This is a genomic window from Mycobacteriales bacterium, assembly GCA_035504215.1.
Lineage (GTDB): Bacteria > Actinomycetota > Actinomycetes > JAFAQI01 > JAFAQI01 > DATAUK01.
Genome location: DATJSI010000036.1, coordinates 35,537 through 52,241, shown reverse-complemented (window position 1 = coordinate 52,241; position 16,705 = coordinate 35,537). Strand labels below are relative to the sequence as shown.

Here is a 16,705-nt window from a genome sequence, read left to right as displayed (position 1 = left end):
AACCCCCGCCGTCTCCGCTGATCTTGACGTAGGAGGCGCACAATCGCGATTTGTGCGCCTCCTACGTCAAGATCACGAACGGGGTCGCGGTGGCTGTTCCCGACGGTGCCGGTGAGAGTCGCGGCATCGCGAGGGTGCAACCGGCGTGGCATCAAGGACATAGCCGAAACCGCGGACGTTGCGAAGGAGCGCACCCGCGTCGCCACCGAGTCGCCGCCGCAAGCCCGAGACCAGGGCACCAGTACGCCGGCGCGGATCGCGACACGGCTGATGAGGCAGCGCGGCCGCAGCGGCGTCTGCATAGCTGAGAATCCGACCGGCCTGACGAGCGAGGGCGGTCAACAACCGAAACTGCCCGAGTGGCAAGGGCGGCAGTGCGCGACCCGAGACCAGGACAAGGTAGCGATCTGCTGAGACCTCGATCGGGCCCACGACGAGCATCTCCGGGTCGACCTCGGCGGCACTGTGGCACGCGCGTTCTGCCAGAGTCATTCCGAGCCTGACTCGTAGCGGTAACCCACGCAGCGAACATTGACAATCACGCCACACGGTTCTTGGTCGTCGCAGAGGCGATCGCGCAGGCGCCGGATGTGGATCGGCAGCGTCCGCGAGACGTGCGCGCGCAAGGTGGGCCAGAGCGCCGACATCACCGACTCGTAGGAGACCGTCTCGCCCGCGTGCTGCATGAGTATCCGCAGTAGCTCGAACTCCTTGGCCGGCAGGGCCATCGGCGGACGGTTACCCACCTGCACCGAGTGGCCGTCGAGATCGAGGACCACGCGCCCGACGCAGAGCACTCGGCGCTCAGGTCGGACGGGTATGGCGGATTCCACAGTGACCGAGCCTTCGCGTGTTCAGCCGAACCGGCCCGTGATGTAGTCCTCGGTCCGCTTCTCCGTCGGGTTGGTGAACAACCTCGTCGTCGAGCCCATCTCCACGAGGACACCCGTTCGCCCCTCGGGAGTGACCTCGACCGTGAAGAAGCCCGTACGGTCGGACACCCGTGCGGCCTGCTGCATGTTGTGGGTGACGACCACAATCGTGTACTCGTTCTTGAGTTCGGCCATCAGCTCCTCGATCGCATAGGTAGCGACCGGATCGAGCGCCGACGCCGGCTCATCCATCAGGATCACATCGGGCTTCACGGCGACCGCGCGAGCGATACATAGCCGCTGCTGCTGCCCGCCTGACAAGCTGAAGGCGCTTGCCTTCAGCTTGTCCTTCACCTCGTCCCACAACGCAGCACGTCGCAGCGACTGCTCGACCAGCTCGTCGAGATCGCCCGAGTAACCATTCGTACGGGGAGCGATCGCGACATTCTCATAGATCGACTTGGGGAACGGGTTCGGACGCTGGAAGACCATTCCCACGCGGCGGCGAAGGTCGGCGGGGCGCACCGACGGCGCATAGACCGACTCGCCGTCGAACTCAATCGAGCCTTCGACGCGGGCCGCCGCGACCATGTCGTTGAGCCGGTTCAAGCATCGAAGGAAAGTCGTCTTGCCGCACCCCGAAGGGCCGATCAGCGCCGTAATCTCCTTGCGGCCGATGCTGGCCGTGACGTCCCGAAGGGCTCGGACCTGGCCGTAGTAGAAGCTCAGGTTGCTGATCTCGAATACTGGGTTCAGCGGCTCATCGTCCGGCAGGGGCAGCCGGCCGGGAGACCAGTTCATCGGGTCGACCATGTCACCACTCATCGAAGGTTCGGGTTCCGGCGTGGAGGAGGGGGACGACACCGGGCCCGGTGCCGGTGCCGGTGCCGCCGTCATAGCGTCATCTGCCTGGTTGCCATTCGGGCCCGGCGGGAGAGCAGCCGGCCGATCCCGATCAGAACGATCAGCAGGATGAGACTGAACGCGCCGGCCGCCGCGGCCGTCGCGTGGGCCTGCGCACCGGGCAGCGCCAGGTCGGTGTACGTGACATTCGTCAGATAAGGCACGGCCTGATGGAACAAGTGCAGGCTCGGATTCGAATCCGAGAAGCCGGCCGTGTAGAGCAGCGGCGCCAACTCCCCGGTCGAGATCGCCAGCGCGACTATCAGCCCGCTCACAATGCCCGGCAGAGCGGGGGGTAGCAGGATCCGCCAAAGGATGGTGGTCTCACGCATGCCAAGGCCGGCTGCCCCTTCCCGCAGGTACGTCGGCAGCTGCCGGAGAGCGACCTCGGTGGTCTTCACGATGTACGGGACGACAAGCGTGGAAAGTGCGATAACCGCGGCAAGCAGCGAGAATCCCCAGTGGAACCCGACGACCAGGGTGACGTAGCCGACGTACCCGATGATGATGGAGGGTGAGCCGGCAAGGACCTCGGAGTAGAACCGGAGGATTCGCTCGGTGCGTCCGGAGGCGAACTCCGCGAGATAGATGCCGGCACCGACTCCGATGCTGCCGGCGACGATGAGGACTCCCAACAGGAGCAGGAGCGTGCCCAAGATCGCGTTCTCGATCCCGCCTGCATTCGTGCGGTGGGTGATGAGTGACCAGCTCATCGCCGGCGCCGCCTGATGAAACACGCTCACCAGCACCGAGATAGCGGGCGCGATGATCAGCGCAAGGGCAAGCGTGCAACCACCCCAGAAGACGCGGTCCTTCCAGCGACGTCGCCGCATCACACACCCCTGCCGACCGGCAGTCCGACCGGGCTGAAGCGGTTCGCAAGGGCACGACCGCCCAGGTTGGCAGCCAGCGTCACCACGAGCAGTACCAGTCCGACCTCGGCGAGAGAGTGAACCGCCATCTTCGTGGAGTCCGTCAACGCGCCGTCGAGGATCGCAGCGATCGTGCTCGCCATTGAAGAGAACGGCGCAAAGATGTTACGTGGATAGGTATTAAGGGCGTTGCCGCTGATGATGAGGACCGCAATGGTCTCCCCGAGCGCCCGGGCGAGTCCGAGGATCGATGCGGCGATGAGACCCGTCCTGATGAACGGCAACGTGACGGTCCGAATCGTCTCCGAGTGCGTCAGGCCGAGCGCAACCGCACCCTCCTTCGAGATCGCCGGGACCGAGCGCACGAGCTCGCGAGTGATCGAGGCGATGATCGGGATGATCATCACCGCGAGAACCAGTGACGCCGTCAACAAGCCCTGCCGGGCCGGAATCTCTCCTGAGAGCCAAGGAATGTGCAGCGCCGCAATCCAACGAAAGACGGTTCGCGACACCAGCGGACCGAACGCGTAGACACCCCACAGCCCGAAGATCACGCTCGGAACACCTGCGAGGAGCTCGAGAAACACGCCGAGCGGACCTTGCAGGCGTTCCGGCAGTTTCTCGACCAGGACGATCACGCCGCCGACGGCAACCGGTACGGCGACGAGCAACGCGATGAACGAGGACAGCAGGGTTCCGACAAGCAGGGGCAGCACGCCGTACGCCGCCCCATGCGGCGCTTTGTAGCCATGGTGCACCTCGAGGCTGCCGCCGTAGAGATTGCCGAGGGTAAACGTCTTCGTCGTAAAGAAGTGCCAGCCGTTGAAGACGATTGCTGGGTAAGCGGAACGAACGATCTCGTAGGCAAGAAAGGCCAATGCCGCGGTGGGGACGACTGCAGCAAGGGCGAGCAGACTTCGGACGATTCGCTCGGTCGGGCCGACCGAGCGGGCCGCCCGGGTCGCGCGCCAACGGCGCCACGACCCGGTACGGCCCTCAGCGGTGACGCTCATCCGTCAGCCAGTAATCTTCGCTACCGCCGCCTTCGCCATGGGGACCACCGACGACGGCAACTTCACGAAGTCCTCGGCCGAGAGCAGCTTCTGCGTGCTCCCACCGCTCGGACTCATCGTCCAATCGAGGAAGTTGCGGATCGCCTGGGCCGTGGTCGAGCTGGACTGCTGCGACTTCACGACGATGTACTCGAAGTTGACCGTGGGGTAGGAGTCCGCACCGGGCTCGTAGATCAGCGACTGGGCCAGGTTCGAGGGCAAGTTGGACGAACCTTGGGCGGCCGCCGCGGTGATCGTCTTGGCGGTTGGCAGAAGGAACTTGCCGGACTTGTTCTGCAGCATTGCCTCACCGAGACCGGCCTGCTGGGCCTGCGCCTCTGCGCTCACGCCGACGTACGCGACACAGCCCGGTGTCGACTGGCAGGTCTGCACCATGCCCGGGTTGCCATTTGCGGTCACCTCGCCTGCGGCGGCCGGCCACGTCACCGTGGTGCCGAAGGCGGGCCCGTTCTTCCACGCCGCGTTCGTCGCGGAGAGCAGGCTGGTGAACAGGAAGGTGTCACCTGAGGAGTCGACCCGGCGAACCGGCACGATCGTTTCGGCCGGGAGCTTCACCCCGGGGTTGAGCGCGGCGATGGCGGGATCGTTCCACTTGGTGATCTTGCCCTCGTAGATCTCCGCGAGGATGTTGCCGGACAGCTTGAGGTGCTGGATCCCCTTGAGGTTGTAGTTGACCGCCTGCGCTGACACCACGACCGGGACATTCATGATGCCAGGCGTCTGGCTGAACTGGCCTTGACTCAAGTAGGCGTCTGAGCCGCCCATCTGGACCGTACCGCTGATCGCGTCACTGATTCCGACGCCTGAGCCGCCAGCCGCAGGTGCGAGCTTGATCGACGGGTAAGCCTGCTTCAGCGGCGAGACCAACTCCTGTAGGTAGGGATAGAGCAGGCTCGAACCTGCCTCGTTGAGGGTGCCCCCACTTCCCGATCCTGATCCCGATCCCCCGGATCCCCCCGAGGAACTCGAACCGCAGGCGGCCATGGTCAGGCCGAGGACTGCGATCACAGCAGCGGTTAGCAGGCGTTTCACGGTCACCTCTCGCTCGGTTGGCTCCGACACCGAGTCGGAGCAGTCGTGCGCACAGCCGGTCCAGCCGACGCACATATCTATCGTGGGACGATGTACATGTATCGGGAGACGATATGAGTGCAGATCCAACGGGTGGTCCACATTCGATGGCCACCAGCGGAAGCCGAGGCAAACGCTGGGTAAACAACCTCAGGCGAGGCTCCGGCCGGTGGTGTCGCTGGGGGTCGCGGGGTGTGCGCAGGGCCGCGCGGCGGCTAGCTCACTCGCTGCCGCGGTAGGCCGCCGGACTCCTCGGTGACCCCACGCAGGGCAGGGCCGAGGGTTCTCAGTTCTCGTAGATGAGCAGAGGTCAGCTTCTTGATGCTGCGCTCGCCACGCGCGGTCAGGGCGAGCCGCACGACCCGCCGGTCCTGCTTGTCTCTTTGCCGCTTGATGAAACCGAGCGTCTCGGTACGGCCGGCGAGTTCTACGGCACTGTGATGCCGGATCAACAGATAGCCAGCGACGTCGCCGATCGTCGGGCCCTTCGGGTCAGGATGGCCCTTCACCGCCAGCAGAAGTTGATGCTGCGCGTGGGTGAGACCCACTGCCGCCGCCTGCTGCTCGCTCCAATGACTGAACTCGCGCATCGCGACCCGGAACCGAAGTAGCGCCTCGTAGTCGAGGTCTACAGCGTGCTGCACCTGACCCGCCTCGAACTCGAATCCGCCAATACCTGATCATCGCACTTCGGAAAGGATTTGTGGAGCCCGCCGGCGTTGTGCAGCGGCCGGTGTTACCGGGCTCGCTCGCCCCGTAAGGCTTCTTACGGGGTTCTGAACAGTCGTCGCCGACGGCAATGCGACAGCGACCAGCGGTGTACCTCCTGGTGTGTGCCGGTCGACAGACCGGCTCGTCGACCCAAGGAGATTGCTCGTGAAACCCCTCAAGCTCGCCGTCAGCCTGGGCAGCGTCGCCGCCCTGAGCCTGGCCGGTCCTGCCCTCGCGGCCCAGGCCGCCCCACATCACAGCTCACCGGTCATCGGGCACGTCTACGTCAACGACAACACCACCGGCACCAACACGATCGGAGGCTTCGACCGGCACGCCGACGGATCCCTGACGCCGGAGTCGGGATCGCCGTACGCCACCGGCGGCCAGGGCTCGGGTGCGGGCACCGCATCGCAGGGTGCCTTGCAGGAGACGCCAGGCGACCGCTTCCTGGTGGCGGTGGACGCCGGCAGCGACCAGATCTCGGTGCTTCGCCTCGACCGAGCCGGCGTGCCGCACGAGGTCTCCAGCGGCACCGTCTCCTCTCACGGCAGCGAGCCGGTCAGCATCGCAATCACGCCGTGGGGCCGAGCCGATCTGGTCTATGTCGCCAACGCGGGCGACCCGTCCAACGGCTACACCGGCGGCAACTACACCGGCTTCTTCCTCAGCCGCGCCGGCATCCTGCACCACATCAGCGGGTCGACCGTCGCGGTGCCGGACGGCTCGCAGCTCGGTGACGTGTTGTTCAACTCGACCGGTACGTCGCTCGTCGGCACGCGGGTTGCAACCTCGCTGGTCGACAGCTTCAACGTCGGGCGGAACGCGTTGCTCTATCCCGCACCCGGCTCCCCGTACACCGCACAGGGGCCCGGGCCGCTCGGCTCCGAGTTCCGGCCGACCAACCCGCAGCAGCTGTTCGTGTCCAACGCACACGGCGGCCAGAACAACGGCACGATCTCGGCGTTCTCGGTCTCGCGCAACGGCAACCTCACCTCGATCGGCGCCGGTCCGTACGCCGACAACCAGACCGCGCCGTGCTGGGTTGAGATCAGCCACAACGGCCGCTACCTGTTCACCACCAATACTGCGGTGCCGAGCATCTCGCGGTACTCGATCGCGGGCGACGGCACCATGACGCTGCTCGGCAGCACCGCGCTCGACCCGACCACCGAGAAGGCCCCGATCGACCTGCGGCTCTCGCCAGGTGGCCACACCCTGTACGTCGTCGACGGTGGCGCGGCGACGATCAGCGCGTTCCACGTGAGCGGCGGGAGCCTCACGGCACTTCCGGGCGCACCGGTGAGCGTCACCGGATCGGTTGCGCCGGCAGGGATCGTCGTGAACTGACGATCCCGACTCGCATCCGGCGGGGTCGGCGGCTCATCACCGCCGTCCCCGCCGTTTTGCGTTCCGCCTTACGGAATCCTTAACCCCCATCCACCATCGAGCTTGGACACCTAACCTCGAGTCATGGGGCACGTCCTGGTCGTCGATGACGACCCGACGGTCAGCGACGTCGTCGCTCGCTACCTCACGCGCGACGGTCACGACGTCGAGATCGTCGGTGACGGCCTGGATGCGTTGCAACGGGCCGCCTCGAACCCGCCGGATCTCGTCGTTCTCGACCTGATGCTTCCGTCGATGTCGGGACTGGACGTCTGCCGCCGGCTTCGCGAGGCCGGGCCGGTGCCGGTGATCATGCTCACCGCGCGCAGCGAGGAGAGCGACCGCGTAGCCGGCCTCGAGCTCGGCGCCGACGACTACGTGACGAAACCGTTCAGCCCTCGTGAGCTCGCGTTGCGGGTGGACGCCGTACTGCGCCGCGCGTCCGGAGCACTGGTCGCGGGCAGCGAAGGTCGGCTGGTCGACGGCGACCTCGTGATCGACCACGCCGCTCATCAGGCGACCAAGGCGGGCGACGTCCTCTCGCTTACGGCGCGCGAGTACGACCTACTCGCCTTTCTCCTGGCCCACCCGCAGGTCGCGTTCACCCGCGAGCAGCTCTTCGAACGCGTGTGGGGCTGGAGCTTCGGTGACGTGTCGACCGTGACGGTCCACGTACGCCGGCTGCGGGAGAAGATCGAGGACGACCCGAGCCGGCCGCAGCGGTTGGTGACGGTCTGGGGCGTCGGCTACCGCTACGAGACGGTGGCTCAACCGTGACCCACATGATCGTCATCTCGGTCGCTGCTGCCCTCGTCACCGGGCTGGTGGGCGCGGCCGCCGTGTGGTTGCTGCGGCGACGGATCAGCTCGGCGCTGATCGTCTCGACGGTCGCGGTCGCCGCGCTGGCGACCATCGCCGGGGTCGTTGCCGCGGTCGAGACAATGACGATCTCCGCGCACGACAGCGCCGTACTCATCGTGGTTGTCATCGTTTCGGCGCTGGTCGCCGGAGGCTGCGCATGGGCAGTCGGGCGCGGCGTCACCTCAACCATGAGGGCACACGCCGACGCCCTCGCGCATTACGAGTCGGACCGCGCGGTCGAGGCGAGCCGCCGCGAGCTGGTTGCCTGGATGTCACACGACCTGCGTACGCCGATCGCAGGCATCCGCGCGATGGCCGAGGCGCTCGAGGACGGTGTGGTCAGCGACGAGGCAACGGTCGCTGCGTACCACCACACGATCCGTGACGAGTCGGTGCGCCTCGCGGCCATGGTCGATGGCTTGTTCGAGCTGGCCCGGCTGCACAGCGGATCTCTTGCCCTGCAACGAGAACGCGTCCCAGTCGCCGATCTGGTCGCCCAGGCGCTGCCAACCGCAGCGGCGCTCGGCGCGGAGAAGGACATCGAGGTAGCCGCCGACCTCGACGGCGCGGTTGTGGACGTCGACATCGAGGAGTTCGGCCGCGTCCTCCGCAACCTGCTGTCCAACGCGATCCGGCACACCCCGCCTGGCGGAGTGATCGCCATCACTAGCCGGACGAGCTCCGGCCGGAGCGAGATCGGCGTGCACGACCAATGCGGCGGGATTCCGGAGGAGCACCTGCCGCGCGTGTTCGACATCGCGTTCCGCGGCAGCGTCGCGCGGACCCCGGAAACCGATCGCGGTGCCGGGCTCGGGCTCGCGATCGCGAGCGCGATCGTCCAGGCGCATGGCGGCTCGATCACGGCCGCCAATATCGACGACGGCTGCACGTTCTCGATCGCGCTGCCGATCGCTCCGGGCGGCGCCAGCCCGGCGCCACCGGATGCGCGCGATCAGGAGAGCTTGGTGCGCGGACGGTCCTCGAGCTCGCCGTCGACCCAGAGCTCGACCTTCTCGTTGTAGAAGCAGACCAGGCCGGCGATCTTCTGCGACTCGGGCAGCGGCGTGCGGTAGGTCCAGACCAGGTCGTCGTACGTCTTTCCGTTGACGTTCAGCGACCAGTACGACGCGGTGCCTTTGTAGGGGCAATGGGTCGATGAGTGGGTGGGCGTCAGCAGATCGAGCCGCACGTCAGACATCGGCAGGTAATAGCGCGACGGGAGACCGGTCTCGAACAGGATGTGCGGTGAGTGGCTGTCAGCGACGGTCACGCCGTCGACGACGACGCGCACGTGTCGCGAGGACTGGAGGATGTCGACTCGCGTATAGGGGTCGCGCGGATGCGTGTAGATCGGCTCGTCCTCCTCGAGCCACTCATCGATCGCGTCCCACTCGAACCGGACGTGATCCACGATGTCCTCGATCGGGGACACCGGGTAGCGGCGGCCGGCCGACTCCCGGACGATCGTGTCGAGGTGCAGGTTGACGACTTCGGCATCGCCACGGCTCGGCGAGTGCTGCGTCTCGCCGTTCGCGCGCAGCTCACCGAGGACGTCCTTCGCGGGGATGTAGTACTGCGGATAGGCCGGGCCTTCCCACACCATCAGCGCCGACGTCGTCTCGAAGGCGAGCCGCCCTTCGACGTAACCGCGCACGCGCTTGGCGCTCGGCTCGGTTTTGACCCGACCACGCTCAGGCGCCGTGCCTTGTCCCGAACCGCTCGTTGCCCCGCCACCGCTCACCTGCTCGACCTCCGGCCGCTTCGCCTCACCATTGTCGACAAGGCGAGTGTCCGTGATATTCCGCGCCGAGCCCGTAACAATCGAGGTGAGGCAGACCTGCACGAGGGCGTCGACCAGCGCCGGGCCGCCACTGACCGAGGAGCGAACCGCATGCGCGTCCTGCTCGCCGGCGCGACCGGTGCGATCGGCCGCCAGCTGACGCCGCTGCTCGCTGCGAACGGCCATCAGGTCTTCGGCCTGATCCGCCCGGATCGCGGGCCGGGCCGCGTGCGGGACCTCGGCGGTACGGCGATCATCGGGGACCTGCTCGACGCCGGCCAGGTCATGCAGGCAACCGAGCGGGTCGAGCCCGAGGCGATCATCCACATGGCGACCGCCATACCCCGCGACCTCAACCCACGTCGCTTCGCGACGCAGTTCGCGGCCACCGACCGGCTGCGCCGCGAGGGCACCCGGCACCTGCTGCGCGCGGCGGCACAGCACGGCGTGCACCGGGTCATCGCGCAGAGCATCGCGTTCGGCTACGAGCCGGCGCCCGACCTCGCCGACGAAGACGCGCCCCTGTGGACCACGCCGCCGAAGCCCGCCGTCGACACCTTCGCCGCGCTGCGCGAGCTCGAGCAACAGGTGCTGGGCGCGAGCGGCGTCGTACTCCGGTTCGGCCATCTCTACGGGCCGGGTACGAGCTTCGCCAGCAACGGCGGGGTGATCCTCGCCCTGCGTGCAGGCAAGCTGCCGATCGTCGGCGGCGGAGGCGCGGTGTTCTCCTTCACCCACACCTACGACGCGGCGACCTCGGTGCTCGCCGCGCTCGACTCGTCCGCGACCGGAGCCTTCAACGTCGTGGACAGCGATCCGACGCCGGCGCACGTCTGGATCCCCGAGGTCGCCACCGCGCTCAAGGCGCCGCGTCCACGCAAGGTGCCCGCTGGGCTCGCCCGGCTCGCCGCCGGCAGCTGGGGAGTTGCCTACATGACCAAGCTGCGCGGAGCGGACAACACACGGGCGATGGAGCAGCTCGGCTGGAAGCCGCGCTACGAGTCCTGGCGCACCGGGCTCGTCGAAGACATCCTGGGCCGCACCTAGGCCCGCGCCCCCGCTTCGTGAGGTTTTTGGCGGTTGGGCCGCGCGCCAGGACCGGCGGTGATAACGTCCCCGCCCGCCGGATCGGAGTGGGCGAGGTAGCGCCATGACCACGTTTCGATCAGTCTCGCGCCGGACCTGGCGGGCCGGCGGTCTCGGGCTCGTGACCCTCGCGTTGCTGGCGGCTCAGGCCGGAGCGGCGACCGGCGCCGCGCTGGACTGGTCCAAGGTCTCCGCGCAGACGCCGCCGGGTACGCCGTACTCGATCTTCTTCGCCACCCTCGCCTGCCCGAGCAAGACGATGTGCTGGGCGACCGGATCGGCGAACACCGCCAAGGGCGTCTCGCCGGTCCTTGAGCGCCTGCACAAGGGCAAGTTCCACGCCGTCTCGACCCCCGTCGCACACGCCACGCTCGAAGGAGTCGTCTGCCGCAGCACCCGGAACTGCGTTCTCGCCGGCTCCGTCGCGGGCGCCACGACCACGAAGCCGATCCTCGAGAAGTGGAACGGGCACAAGTGGTCGAAGGTCGCCGCACCCAATCCGAAAGGCAATGACAACGAACTGCTGGATCCCGCCTGCCCTTCCGCGCATTTGTGCATGGTGGTTGGTTGGTACGGCGACAGCACCGTGAACCCGATCACGCTGCATCCGTTGCTCGAGCGCTCGACGGGAAAGAAGTGGTCGATCGCCAAGGCACCCCCGGTGCCGTCAGATGCGCAGAGCGCGAGCCTCAACGCGCTCAACTGCGTGTCGAAGACCTCGTGCATCGCGATCGGCTCGTTCATCCCGAAGGGTGGCTTCGACTCGCACACGTACGCCGACCGGCTGCACGGCAAGAAGTGGTCGCTGATGACGGTGCCACAGCCCTTCCAAGGCACTTATGCCTACGCCGCGGACTCCGACGTGAAGTGCAGCTCTGCGAAGTCGTGCGTGATGACCGGCTACGCGGCACCTGACGCACAGGGACGTACGTCGTACACCCCGGAGGCGTGGAGCTACAACGGTACGAAGTGGAAGCTGCTCACCCTGCCGAAGTCGTTCGTGCAGGCCGGCGGCGCGTTCGACGACGTCGCATGCTCCTCGAGCAGCACCTGCTGGCTGATCGGCTTCGAGTACAGCTCGTCGGCCGGCGCTACCGGGCGCGCCTATGCGATGCGCTGGAACGGGCACAAGCTCACCGCGGCGGCCGCGATCGCGCAGCCGTCAGGAGGGTTCAGCGAGCTCGACGGCGACGGCTGCGTGCACCACGGCGAGTGTTACGCCCTCGGCGACAACACGCAGACCAGCGGGAAGGTGAGCGCGTTCGCCGACCGCGCCGGCTGACCCGCTTCGCCCTCAACCCTCGTGACCCCCTGACCGTCGCGCCCCGTCGTGATCTTGACGTGAGGAACGCGCGGGCGCGGGGTTCAGCCGGTGAGGATCAGGCGTTGGTCGCAGGCGTCCGCGATCGCGGCGTCGTGGGTCGCGATCACCACTGCGGCGCCGTAACCGGCGGCGATCCGCAGCACGTCCATCACCCGGTCACGCGAAGCCTCGTCAAGCTCGCTGGTCGGCTCATCGGCGACCAGCAGGCGCGGCCGGCCGATGACCGCTCGCGCGGTCGCCACCCGCTGGCGCTGACCGCCGGACAGCTGCGCCGGTAGCCGGCCGGCGAGCCGGTCCAACCGGAGCTGGGCGAGCACTGCCTCGGTTGCGCTGTCGATCTCCTCGTCCGGGTGGCCGGACGCCTGCAGCGGCAAGCTCACGTTCTCCTCGACGGTCAGCGTCGCCGCGAGCACGACCGGCTGTGTCACCACGCCGATCCGGCGCCGGTCGACGACATCAGCGGGTACGTCGTCGACCAGCGCGACCCCGTCCGAGGGGGGTGCGAGGCCGGCGAGCGCCGCCAGCACGCTGGTCTTCCCGGATCCGCTCGCGCCGACGACCGCCAAGATCACCCCGTCCTCGACGGTGAGGTCGAGCGGCTCGAGCAACCGGCGTTCCCCGACGCGTACGCCGAAGCCGTCCAACCGGAGCGTCATCGGTCGACCTCGCCATCACCGCGACTGAGCCGGACGTGAGGCGCGTCGGCCACGATCCGCACCCGGCTACCCGGAGGGAGCAGGGCCAGCGCCTCGGGGCTGAGCGGCACCGTGCCGTCCGGACCAACGATCGCGAACTGCTCGCCCGCCGTTCCGTCCAGGCCGACCCGCCCGTTCTGCATCGTCACGGTGCGTGGGAACGTCGAGGCGACGCTGCGGTCATGCGTGACGGCGATCACCGTCGTACCCGCCTCGCGGGTCGTCTCGTGCAGCGTCGCGACGACCGTCGCCTTGGATTCCGCATCGAGCCGGCTGGTGGGCTCGTCCGCGAGCAGCAGCGCCGGCCGGCGCGCCATCGTGACCGCGAGCGCGATGCGCTGCTGCTCGCCAGCCGACATCGTGCCCACCCGCTGATGCCCCTGCGGCCGCATCCCGTAACGCGCGAGGGTTCGTTCGGGCGCACGGTCGCCGGCGCGGCGCAGCAGCTGCACCGGAGTCGCGAACGGGGGCAACACCGTGGTCGGGTCCTGAACGAGCAACCCGACGCGGTCGCGGCGCAGCTGCCGGCCACCGCCGGCGTCGCGCGAGCTCATGGTGCGGCTGTCGACCGAGACCTCACCGGTCGTCGGGACCTGTAGGCCCGCAAGCAACGACAGCAGCGTCGACTTCCCGGACCCGGACGGTCCGAGCAAGGCGATCGACTCGCCCGGCTCGACGTGCAGGTAGACGTCGCGCAAGGCGACGACCTGTTCGCCCTGGCGCTGGTAGAGGTGCGTGACCTCGCGCAGCCAGACCTCGGCTCCCCGGCTGGTCTCGGTCGCCTTCATACCGCGGTCTCCCTCGCCCGGCGCAGCCCCGAGGTGCGGATCGACCAGCGCACGCTGAACGCCTCGACGAGCAGGAGCGGCAGCAGCGTCGCTGCGGCGGCGATGACCGCGGGCTCGGTCTGCACGGAAAGGATCGGCGCCGGTTGGGTGCCGCGCGCAGCCAGCGGCACGCCGGCGGCGGCCAGCCGGGCGACGAACAGTCCGGCTGCCGACCCGGCACCGACGCAGAACGCCATCCGTACGACGGCAGCGGCAAACCATCCGCAGCCGAGCGAGAACCGCGAAACACCGGCCGTCGCCAGCGCGACGTACTCGCTTCGCCGCCGGCGAGCCGCGACCGCCCCTTGCCCGCACAGCAGGGCCAGCGCGAGCAGCACCGCCATCGCGGCCACCGCGAGGTAGGCGTCGAGGCCGAGTGCGGGATCGAGCTGGTTCAGCCGGTGGATCGCCGCGGCCTTGGTACTGACGCCTTCGACCCGCACGTGCAACGCCTCGATGCGGGCCACGGCGTCTGCGGGGGCCCGGCTTCCGAGCCAGATCTGCGGCTGCACCAGCGTCGTACCAGGATTGGCACCCCGGTCGGCCAGCAACAGGTACGACAGGTCGACGAGCGTGCCGTTGTTCAGCAGCCGGGGCAGCGCTGCGGCACGCGCAACGACGTGGGCGGGCGGTTCGAAGGAGTCGACTCCGACCACGAGTGGTTCGCCCGGCGAGAAGACCGCCGGGATCTTCTTCGCCGCCTCGCGCCGCACCAGTGCTTCGCCACCGAGCACCGAGTCGTAGTGACCGGCCGTGATCCGCAGGCCGATCGGCACCGGCTGCAGGTGGAGCGCGTCACCGATCCACGGGCCGTTGCCGAGCCCGCCGATCGTGATGTCCAGCGGCTGGTGGCGCGGGGGGTTCGGAATGCTGAACGACAGAATGCGGCAGCCGCCCACCGCGCATCCGGGGGTGCGCCAGATGTAGTGGTGCCGGCCGGCGCGCAGGTCCTGCCCCTTCGCAGACCGCAGTGCACCGTTCGGCAGTGCGTAGTCGAGGGTGAGCGACTCGGGGACCTTGCCCGGCTTCGAGTTGTCGATGGCAAGCCGCAGCGGCGCGCCCTTGAAGGTGAACGGCCTGACCCGCATCGGGTCGATCAGCTTGGCGAGCTGTGCCGGCGTGCGCCCGGCCACTCGTCGTGACCAGCCGGCCACCGCGGCCAGCCGCGGCGCGTCGACGGCCAGGGTTCGCTCGTCCGGCGATCCGAGCGGCACTACCTGCACGGCGGCCATCGCCCACCGGCCGTTCGGGTCAAGCTGCTGCACGATGCCGGGCAGTGTCCTGACCGACGCAAGGTCGACGGACACGACCCGGTCCGCGCCGACGATCAGCCCGGCACGATCGTCGCGGTCCCTGACCGCGCCCCGGTCGATGGCGACCGCGAAGGCCAGCAGGCTGACCGCCATCGCCACGACCGCGGTCACTCGCCACGCATTGACGTCGCGCCGCAGCTCTCGGACCAGCAGGTACACCGACAGCCGGCGAGTACGCCGGGTCCGTCGCACCACGGGCCCGAGCAACGGCGGGATGCCGCGGGCGAGGAGCAACGCGACGGCGAGGCCGCAGATCGTCGGTGTCACGAGCGCCCACGGAGTGGCCTTCGATCGGATCCCGCCGGCGACCACGAGCTCGATCAGGCCGGCTACGGCAAGGGTGAAGATCGCGACTTCCCACCAGGTCGCAGCGTTGCCGGGCTCCGCGGTCGCCGACAGCAACGTCGTACGACGAGCCGCCCACAGCGCAATCACGCCAGCGGTGAGGATGCCACCGGCCGCGACCGCCGCAACGCCGAGCTGGCTGTCGTGCGGCAGGACGGGCACCGGGGTGCCTGGCAGCAACCAGTGCCCGAGCGCGAGCCGCACCGCAAGCCGGGCGAGGGCCGCCCCCGCCGCGCTGCCGAGGACCACCAGGACGATCGGCTCGATCGCGAGCTCGGCAGCGACGAGCAGCGCATGCCGACCGCGAACATTGGCAGCCATCATCTCGGTACGCCGCGCGGTCGAGGACACGCACAACACGACGGCGAGAACGAGCGCGAGCAGCGCGAGCAGCTGCGCGACCGATACCAGCGTCACCCTGCCGAGCGTGCTGCGATCCGCGGCATCGAGCGTGAGCAGCTGCGGCAGGTCGGTGGTGACCACGACGTGGCCGGTGTTGTCGATCGCCTGGAACACGGTGATCGCGTGCCGCAACGACGCAGCATCGGCCGGCACCACGCGCGAGGCCTGCAGCGGCTCACGAACGAAGACCTGCGCGAAGGTGTAGAGCGGGATCGCGTGGAACAACGCCGGAGTGGTCAGCACCGTGGTCGGCAGCGCCTGTTCCGGCGACGCCGTCGTCACCGGCGCGGCGCCCATCCAGTACGCCGCGCCCGGCTGCCGGACCTGGTAGGTCCCGACCAGCGTGACGAACCGCGACGGCGTCACACCGGTCGGCGGCCCCTTCTTGGTGTGAATGGTGACCCCGAGAATGGTCGTGTTGATCTGCCCGTTCGGCTCGACCTCCCACTGGTTGATCCGCAGCCGGCTGCCGATCTTCAGGCCGTCCTGAGCGGCGACCCCCGCCGGCAACGCAACGTCCGGCCCGGTAGTGGGGCAGGTGCCCGACACCATCTGCACCTGAGCACACAGGCCGCTGCTCGTCACGAGGTTGATCGGGTCGCTGACGAGGTGTCCCGGCCGCCACAGGTAGGCGGCGATCGACGTACCGGTGATGCGCTGCGATGCGAGCGGCAGGTTGCTGCTCACGTAGGTCTCGAGGTCCTTGAGCGGGTCGAAGCGCGGAGTGCCCGCCGCCGAGATCACCACTCCCGACTGCGCGGGTGGCGCGGCCTCCAACCGGGCGCGCAACCCGGACGTCGCGGCCGCGTCGCGATAGATGAAGGCGCCTGCCGCGGAACCCGCGGCAAGCATCGTGGTCAGGAGGATCATCACGGCGATCCCGCGCCGATGCCAGACGCCGGCAGCGGAGTACGAGGCCCACGCCCACGCTTTCGACCGCCGCACCCCGGGACCTCGCTTCTCTCCCGTGCACTGTGACCGACCGCGACGAGAGCCCGCGACGATCACCGCCGAATCGACGCCCAATCGTGACCGGCTCAAGGCCGGCCGGGTGCGGGCGGGTTTGAGCACGCTCTGATGGGCGTCCCGGGCGCTCTGGGCAGCTCTCGCCAGTGCTCCGGCAGGCTCGGCCTGGAACAGATCATCCCGATAACGCCGTGACGTACCGAATGTTCTTCGCC

Annotated in this window: 15 protein-coding genes; 5 read left to right on the top strand and 10 right to left on the bottom strand. The window is 68.5% G+C overall.

Annotation, left to right across the window (positions count from 1 at the left end; genetic code table 11):
* Positions 1-488 precede the first annotated feature (488 nt).
* The 6 genes from VME70_03900 to VME70_03875 all read right to left on the bottom strand — a co-directional run bounded on the left by VME70_03900 (position 489) and on the right by VME70_03875 (position 5,435).
* On the bottom strand, positions 489-779 hold the full coding sequence (locus VME70_03900; GenBank protein ID HTW19342.1) for a winged helix-turn-helix domain-containing protein: 291 nt from the start codon (positions 777-779) through the stop codon (positions 489-491).
* Positions 780-854: 75 nt separating this feature from the next.
* Entirely contained in the window at positions 855-1,628 is a 774-nt protein-coding gene (pstB, locus tag VME70_03895; protein ID HTW19341.1) for a phosphate ABC transporter ATP-binding protein PstB, read from the bottom strand.
* Between the two features lie 137 nt (positions 1,629-1,765).
* Positions 1,766-2,608 (bottom strand): ABC transporter permease subunit, encoded by an 843-nt coding sequence (locus VME70_03890; GenBank protein HTW19340.1) that lies wholly within the window; start codon positions 2,606-2,608, stop codon positions 1,766-1,768.
* Positions 2,608-3,660: a phosphate ABC transporter permease subunit PstC gene (gene pstC / locus VME70_03885; protein ID HTW19339.1), complete on the bottom strand. Its 1,053-nt coding sequence runs from the start codon at positions 3,658-3,660 to the stop codon at positions 2,608-2,610. The genes VME70_03890 and pstC overlap by 1 nt, the downstream gene beginning before the upstream one ends.
* A gap of 3 nt (positions 3,661-3,663) precedes the next feature.
* The gene (gene pstS / locus VME70_03880) at positions 3,664-4,758 is read right to left on the bottom strand and encodes a phosphate ABC transporter substrate-binding protein PstS (protein HTW19338.1); all 1,095 of its coding nucleotides are present in this window, start codon (positions 4,756-4,758) and stop codon (positions 3,664-3,666) included.
* Between the two features lie 248 nt (positions 4,759-5,006).
* Entirely contained in the window at positions 5,007-5,435 is a 429-nt protein-coding gene (locus tag VME70_03875) for a MarR family winged helix-turn-helix transcriptional regulator (GenBank protein HTW19337.1), read from the bottom strand.
* A gap of 232 nt (positions 5,436-5,667) precedes the next feature.
* Between VME70_03875 and VME70_03870 the strand changes: the two genes are divergently transcribed.
* From VME70_03870 to VME70_03860, 3 genes are all read left to right on the top strand, one after another.
* Positions 5,668-6,852, top strand: a complete 1,185-nt coding sequence (locus tag VME70_03870) for a beta-propeller fold lactonase family protein (GenBank protein HTW19336.1) — start codon at positions 5,668-5,670, stop codon at positions 6,850-6,852.
* A gap of 123 nt (positions 6,853-6,975) precedes the next feature.
* Entirely contained in the window at positions 6,976-7,668 is a 693-nt protein-coding gene (locus tag VME70_03865; GenBank protein ID HTW19335.1) for a response regulator transcription factor, read from the top strand.
* A 5-nt stretch (positions 7,669-7,673) separates the two neighbouring features.
* Positions 7,674-8,774 carry an ATP-binding protein gene (locus tag VME70_03860; protein ID HTW19334.1) on the top strand — a complete coding sequence of 367 codons (1,101 nt, stop codon included), beginning with the start codon at positions 7,674-7,676 and terminating at the stop codon, positions 8,772-8,774.
* Here the strand turns inward: VME70_03860 and VME70_03855 are convergent.
* Positions 8,705-9,406: a DUF427 domain-containing protein gene (locus tag VME70_03855; GenBank protein HTW19333.1), complete on the bottom strand. Its 702-nt coding sequence runs from the start codon at positions 9,404-9,406 to the stop codon at positions 8,705-8,707. The genes VME70_03860 and VME70_03855 overlap by 70 nt on opposite strands.
* Positions 9,407-9,643: 237 nt before the next feature.
* Here VME70_03855 and VME70_03850 point away from each other — a divergent pair, with 237 nt between their 5' ends.
* On the top strand, positions 9,644-10,579 hold the full coding sequence (locus tag VME70_03850; GenBank protein ID HTW19332.1) for an NAD(P)-dependent oxidoreductase: 936 nt from the start codon (positions 9,644-9,646) through the stop codon (positions 10,577-10,579).
* A 103-nt stretch (positions 10,580-10,682) separates the two neighbouring features.
* Entirely contained in the window at positions 10,683-11,900 is a 1,218-nt protein-coding gene (locus VME70_03845; protein HTW19331.1) for a hypothetical protein, read from the top strand.
* A gap of 83 nt (positions 11,901-11,983) precedes the next feature.
* On the opposite strand, the gene VME70_03840 is transcribed toward VME70_03845, so the two are convergent.
* The 3 genes from VME70_03840 to VME70_03830 are packed head-to-tail and all read right to left on the bottom strand — an operon-like array spanning position 11,984 to position 16,469.
* Entirely contained in the window at positions 11,984-12,598 is a 615-nt protein-coding gene (locus VME70_03840; protein ID HTW19330.1) for an ABC transporter ATP-binding protein, read from the bottom strand.
* Positions 12,595-13,425: an ATP-binding cassette domain-containing protein gene (locus tag VME70_03835; protein ID HTW19329.1), complete on the bottom strand. Its 831-nt coding sequence runs from the start codon at positions 13,423-13,425 to the stop codon at positions 12,595-12,597. Before VME70_03835 ends, VME70_03840 begins: the two co-directional genes overlap by 4 nt.
* Positions 13,422-16,469, bottom strand: a complete 3,048-nt coding sequence (locus tag VME70_03830; protein ID HTW19328.1) for a hypothetical protein — start codon at positions 16,467-16,469, stop codon at positions 13,422-13,424. Before VME70_03830 ends, VME70_03835 begins: the two co-directional genes overlap by 4 nt.
* Positions 16,470-16,705 lie beyond the last annotated feature (236 nt).

Excerpts from the sequence above, each read along its gene's own strand:
- VME70_03840 (HTW19330.1), bottom strand. The coding sequence starts at position 12,598 with ATGACGCTCCGGTTGGACGGCTTCGGCGTACGCGTCGGGGAACGCCGG.
- pstC (HTW19339.1), bottom strand. The coding sequence starts at position 3,660 with ATGAGCGTCACCGCTGAGGGCCGTACCGGGTCGTGGCGCCGTTGGCGC.
- VME70_03835 (HTW19329.1), bottom strand. The coding sequence starts at position 13,425 with ATGAAGGCGACCGAGACCAGCCGGGGAGCCGAGGTCTGGCTGCGCGAG.
- VME70_03845 (HTW19331.1), top strand. The coding sequence starts at position 10,683 with ATGACCACGTTTCGATCAGTCTCGCGCCGGACCTGGCGGGCCGGCGGT.
- VME70_03860 (HTW19334.1), top strand. The coding sequence starts at position 7,674 with ATGATCGTCATCTCGGTCGCTGCTGCCCTCGTCACCGGGCTGGTGGGC.
- VME70_03850 (HTW19332.1), top strand. The coding sequence starts at position 9,644 with ATGCGCGTCCTGCTCGCCGGCGCGACCGGTGCGATCGGCCGCCAGCTG.
- VME70_03890 (HTW19340.1), bottom strand. The coding sequence starts at position 2,608 with ATGCGGCGACGTCGCTGGAAGGACCGCGTCTTCTGGGGTGGTTGCACG.
- VME70_03865 (HTW19335.1), top strand. The coding sequence starts at position 6,976 with ATGGGGCACGTCCTGGTCGTCGATGACGACCCGACGGTCAGCGACGTC.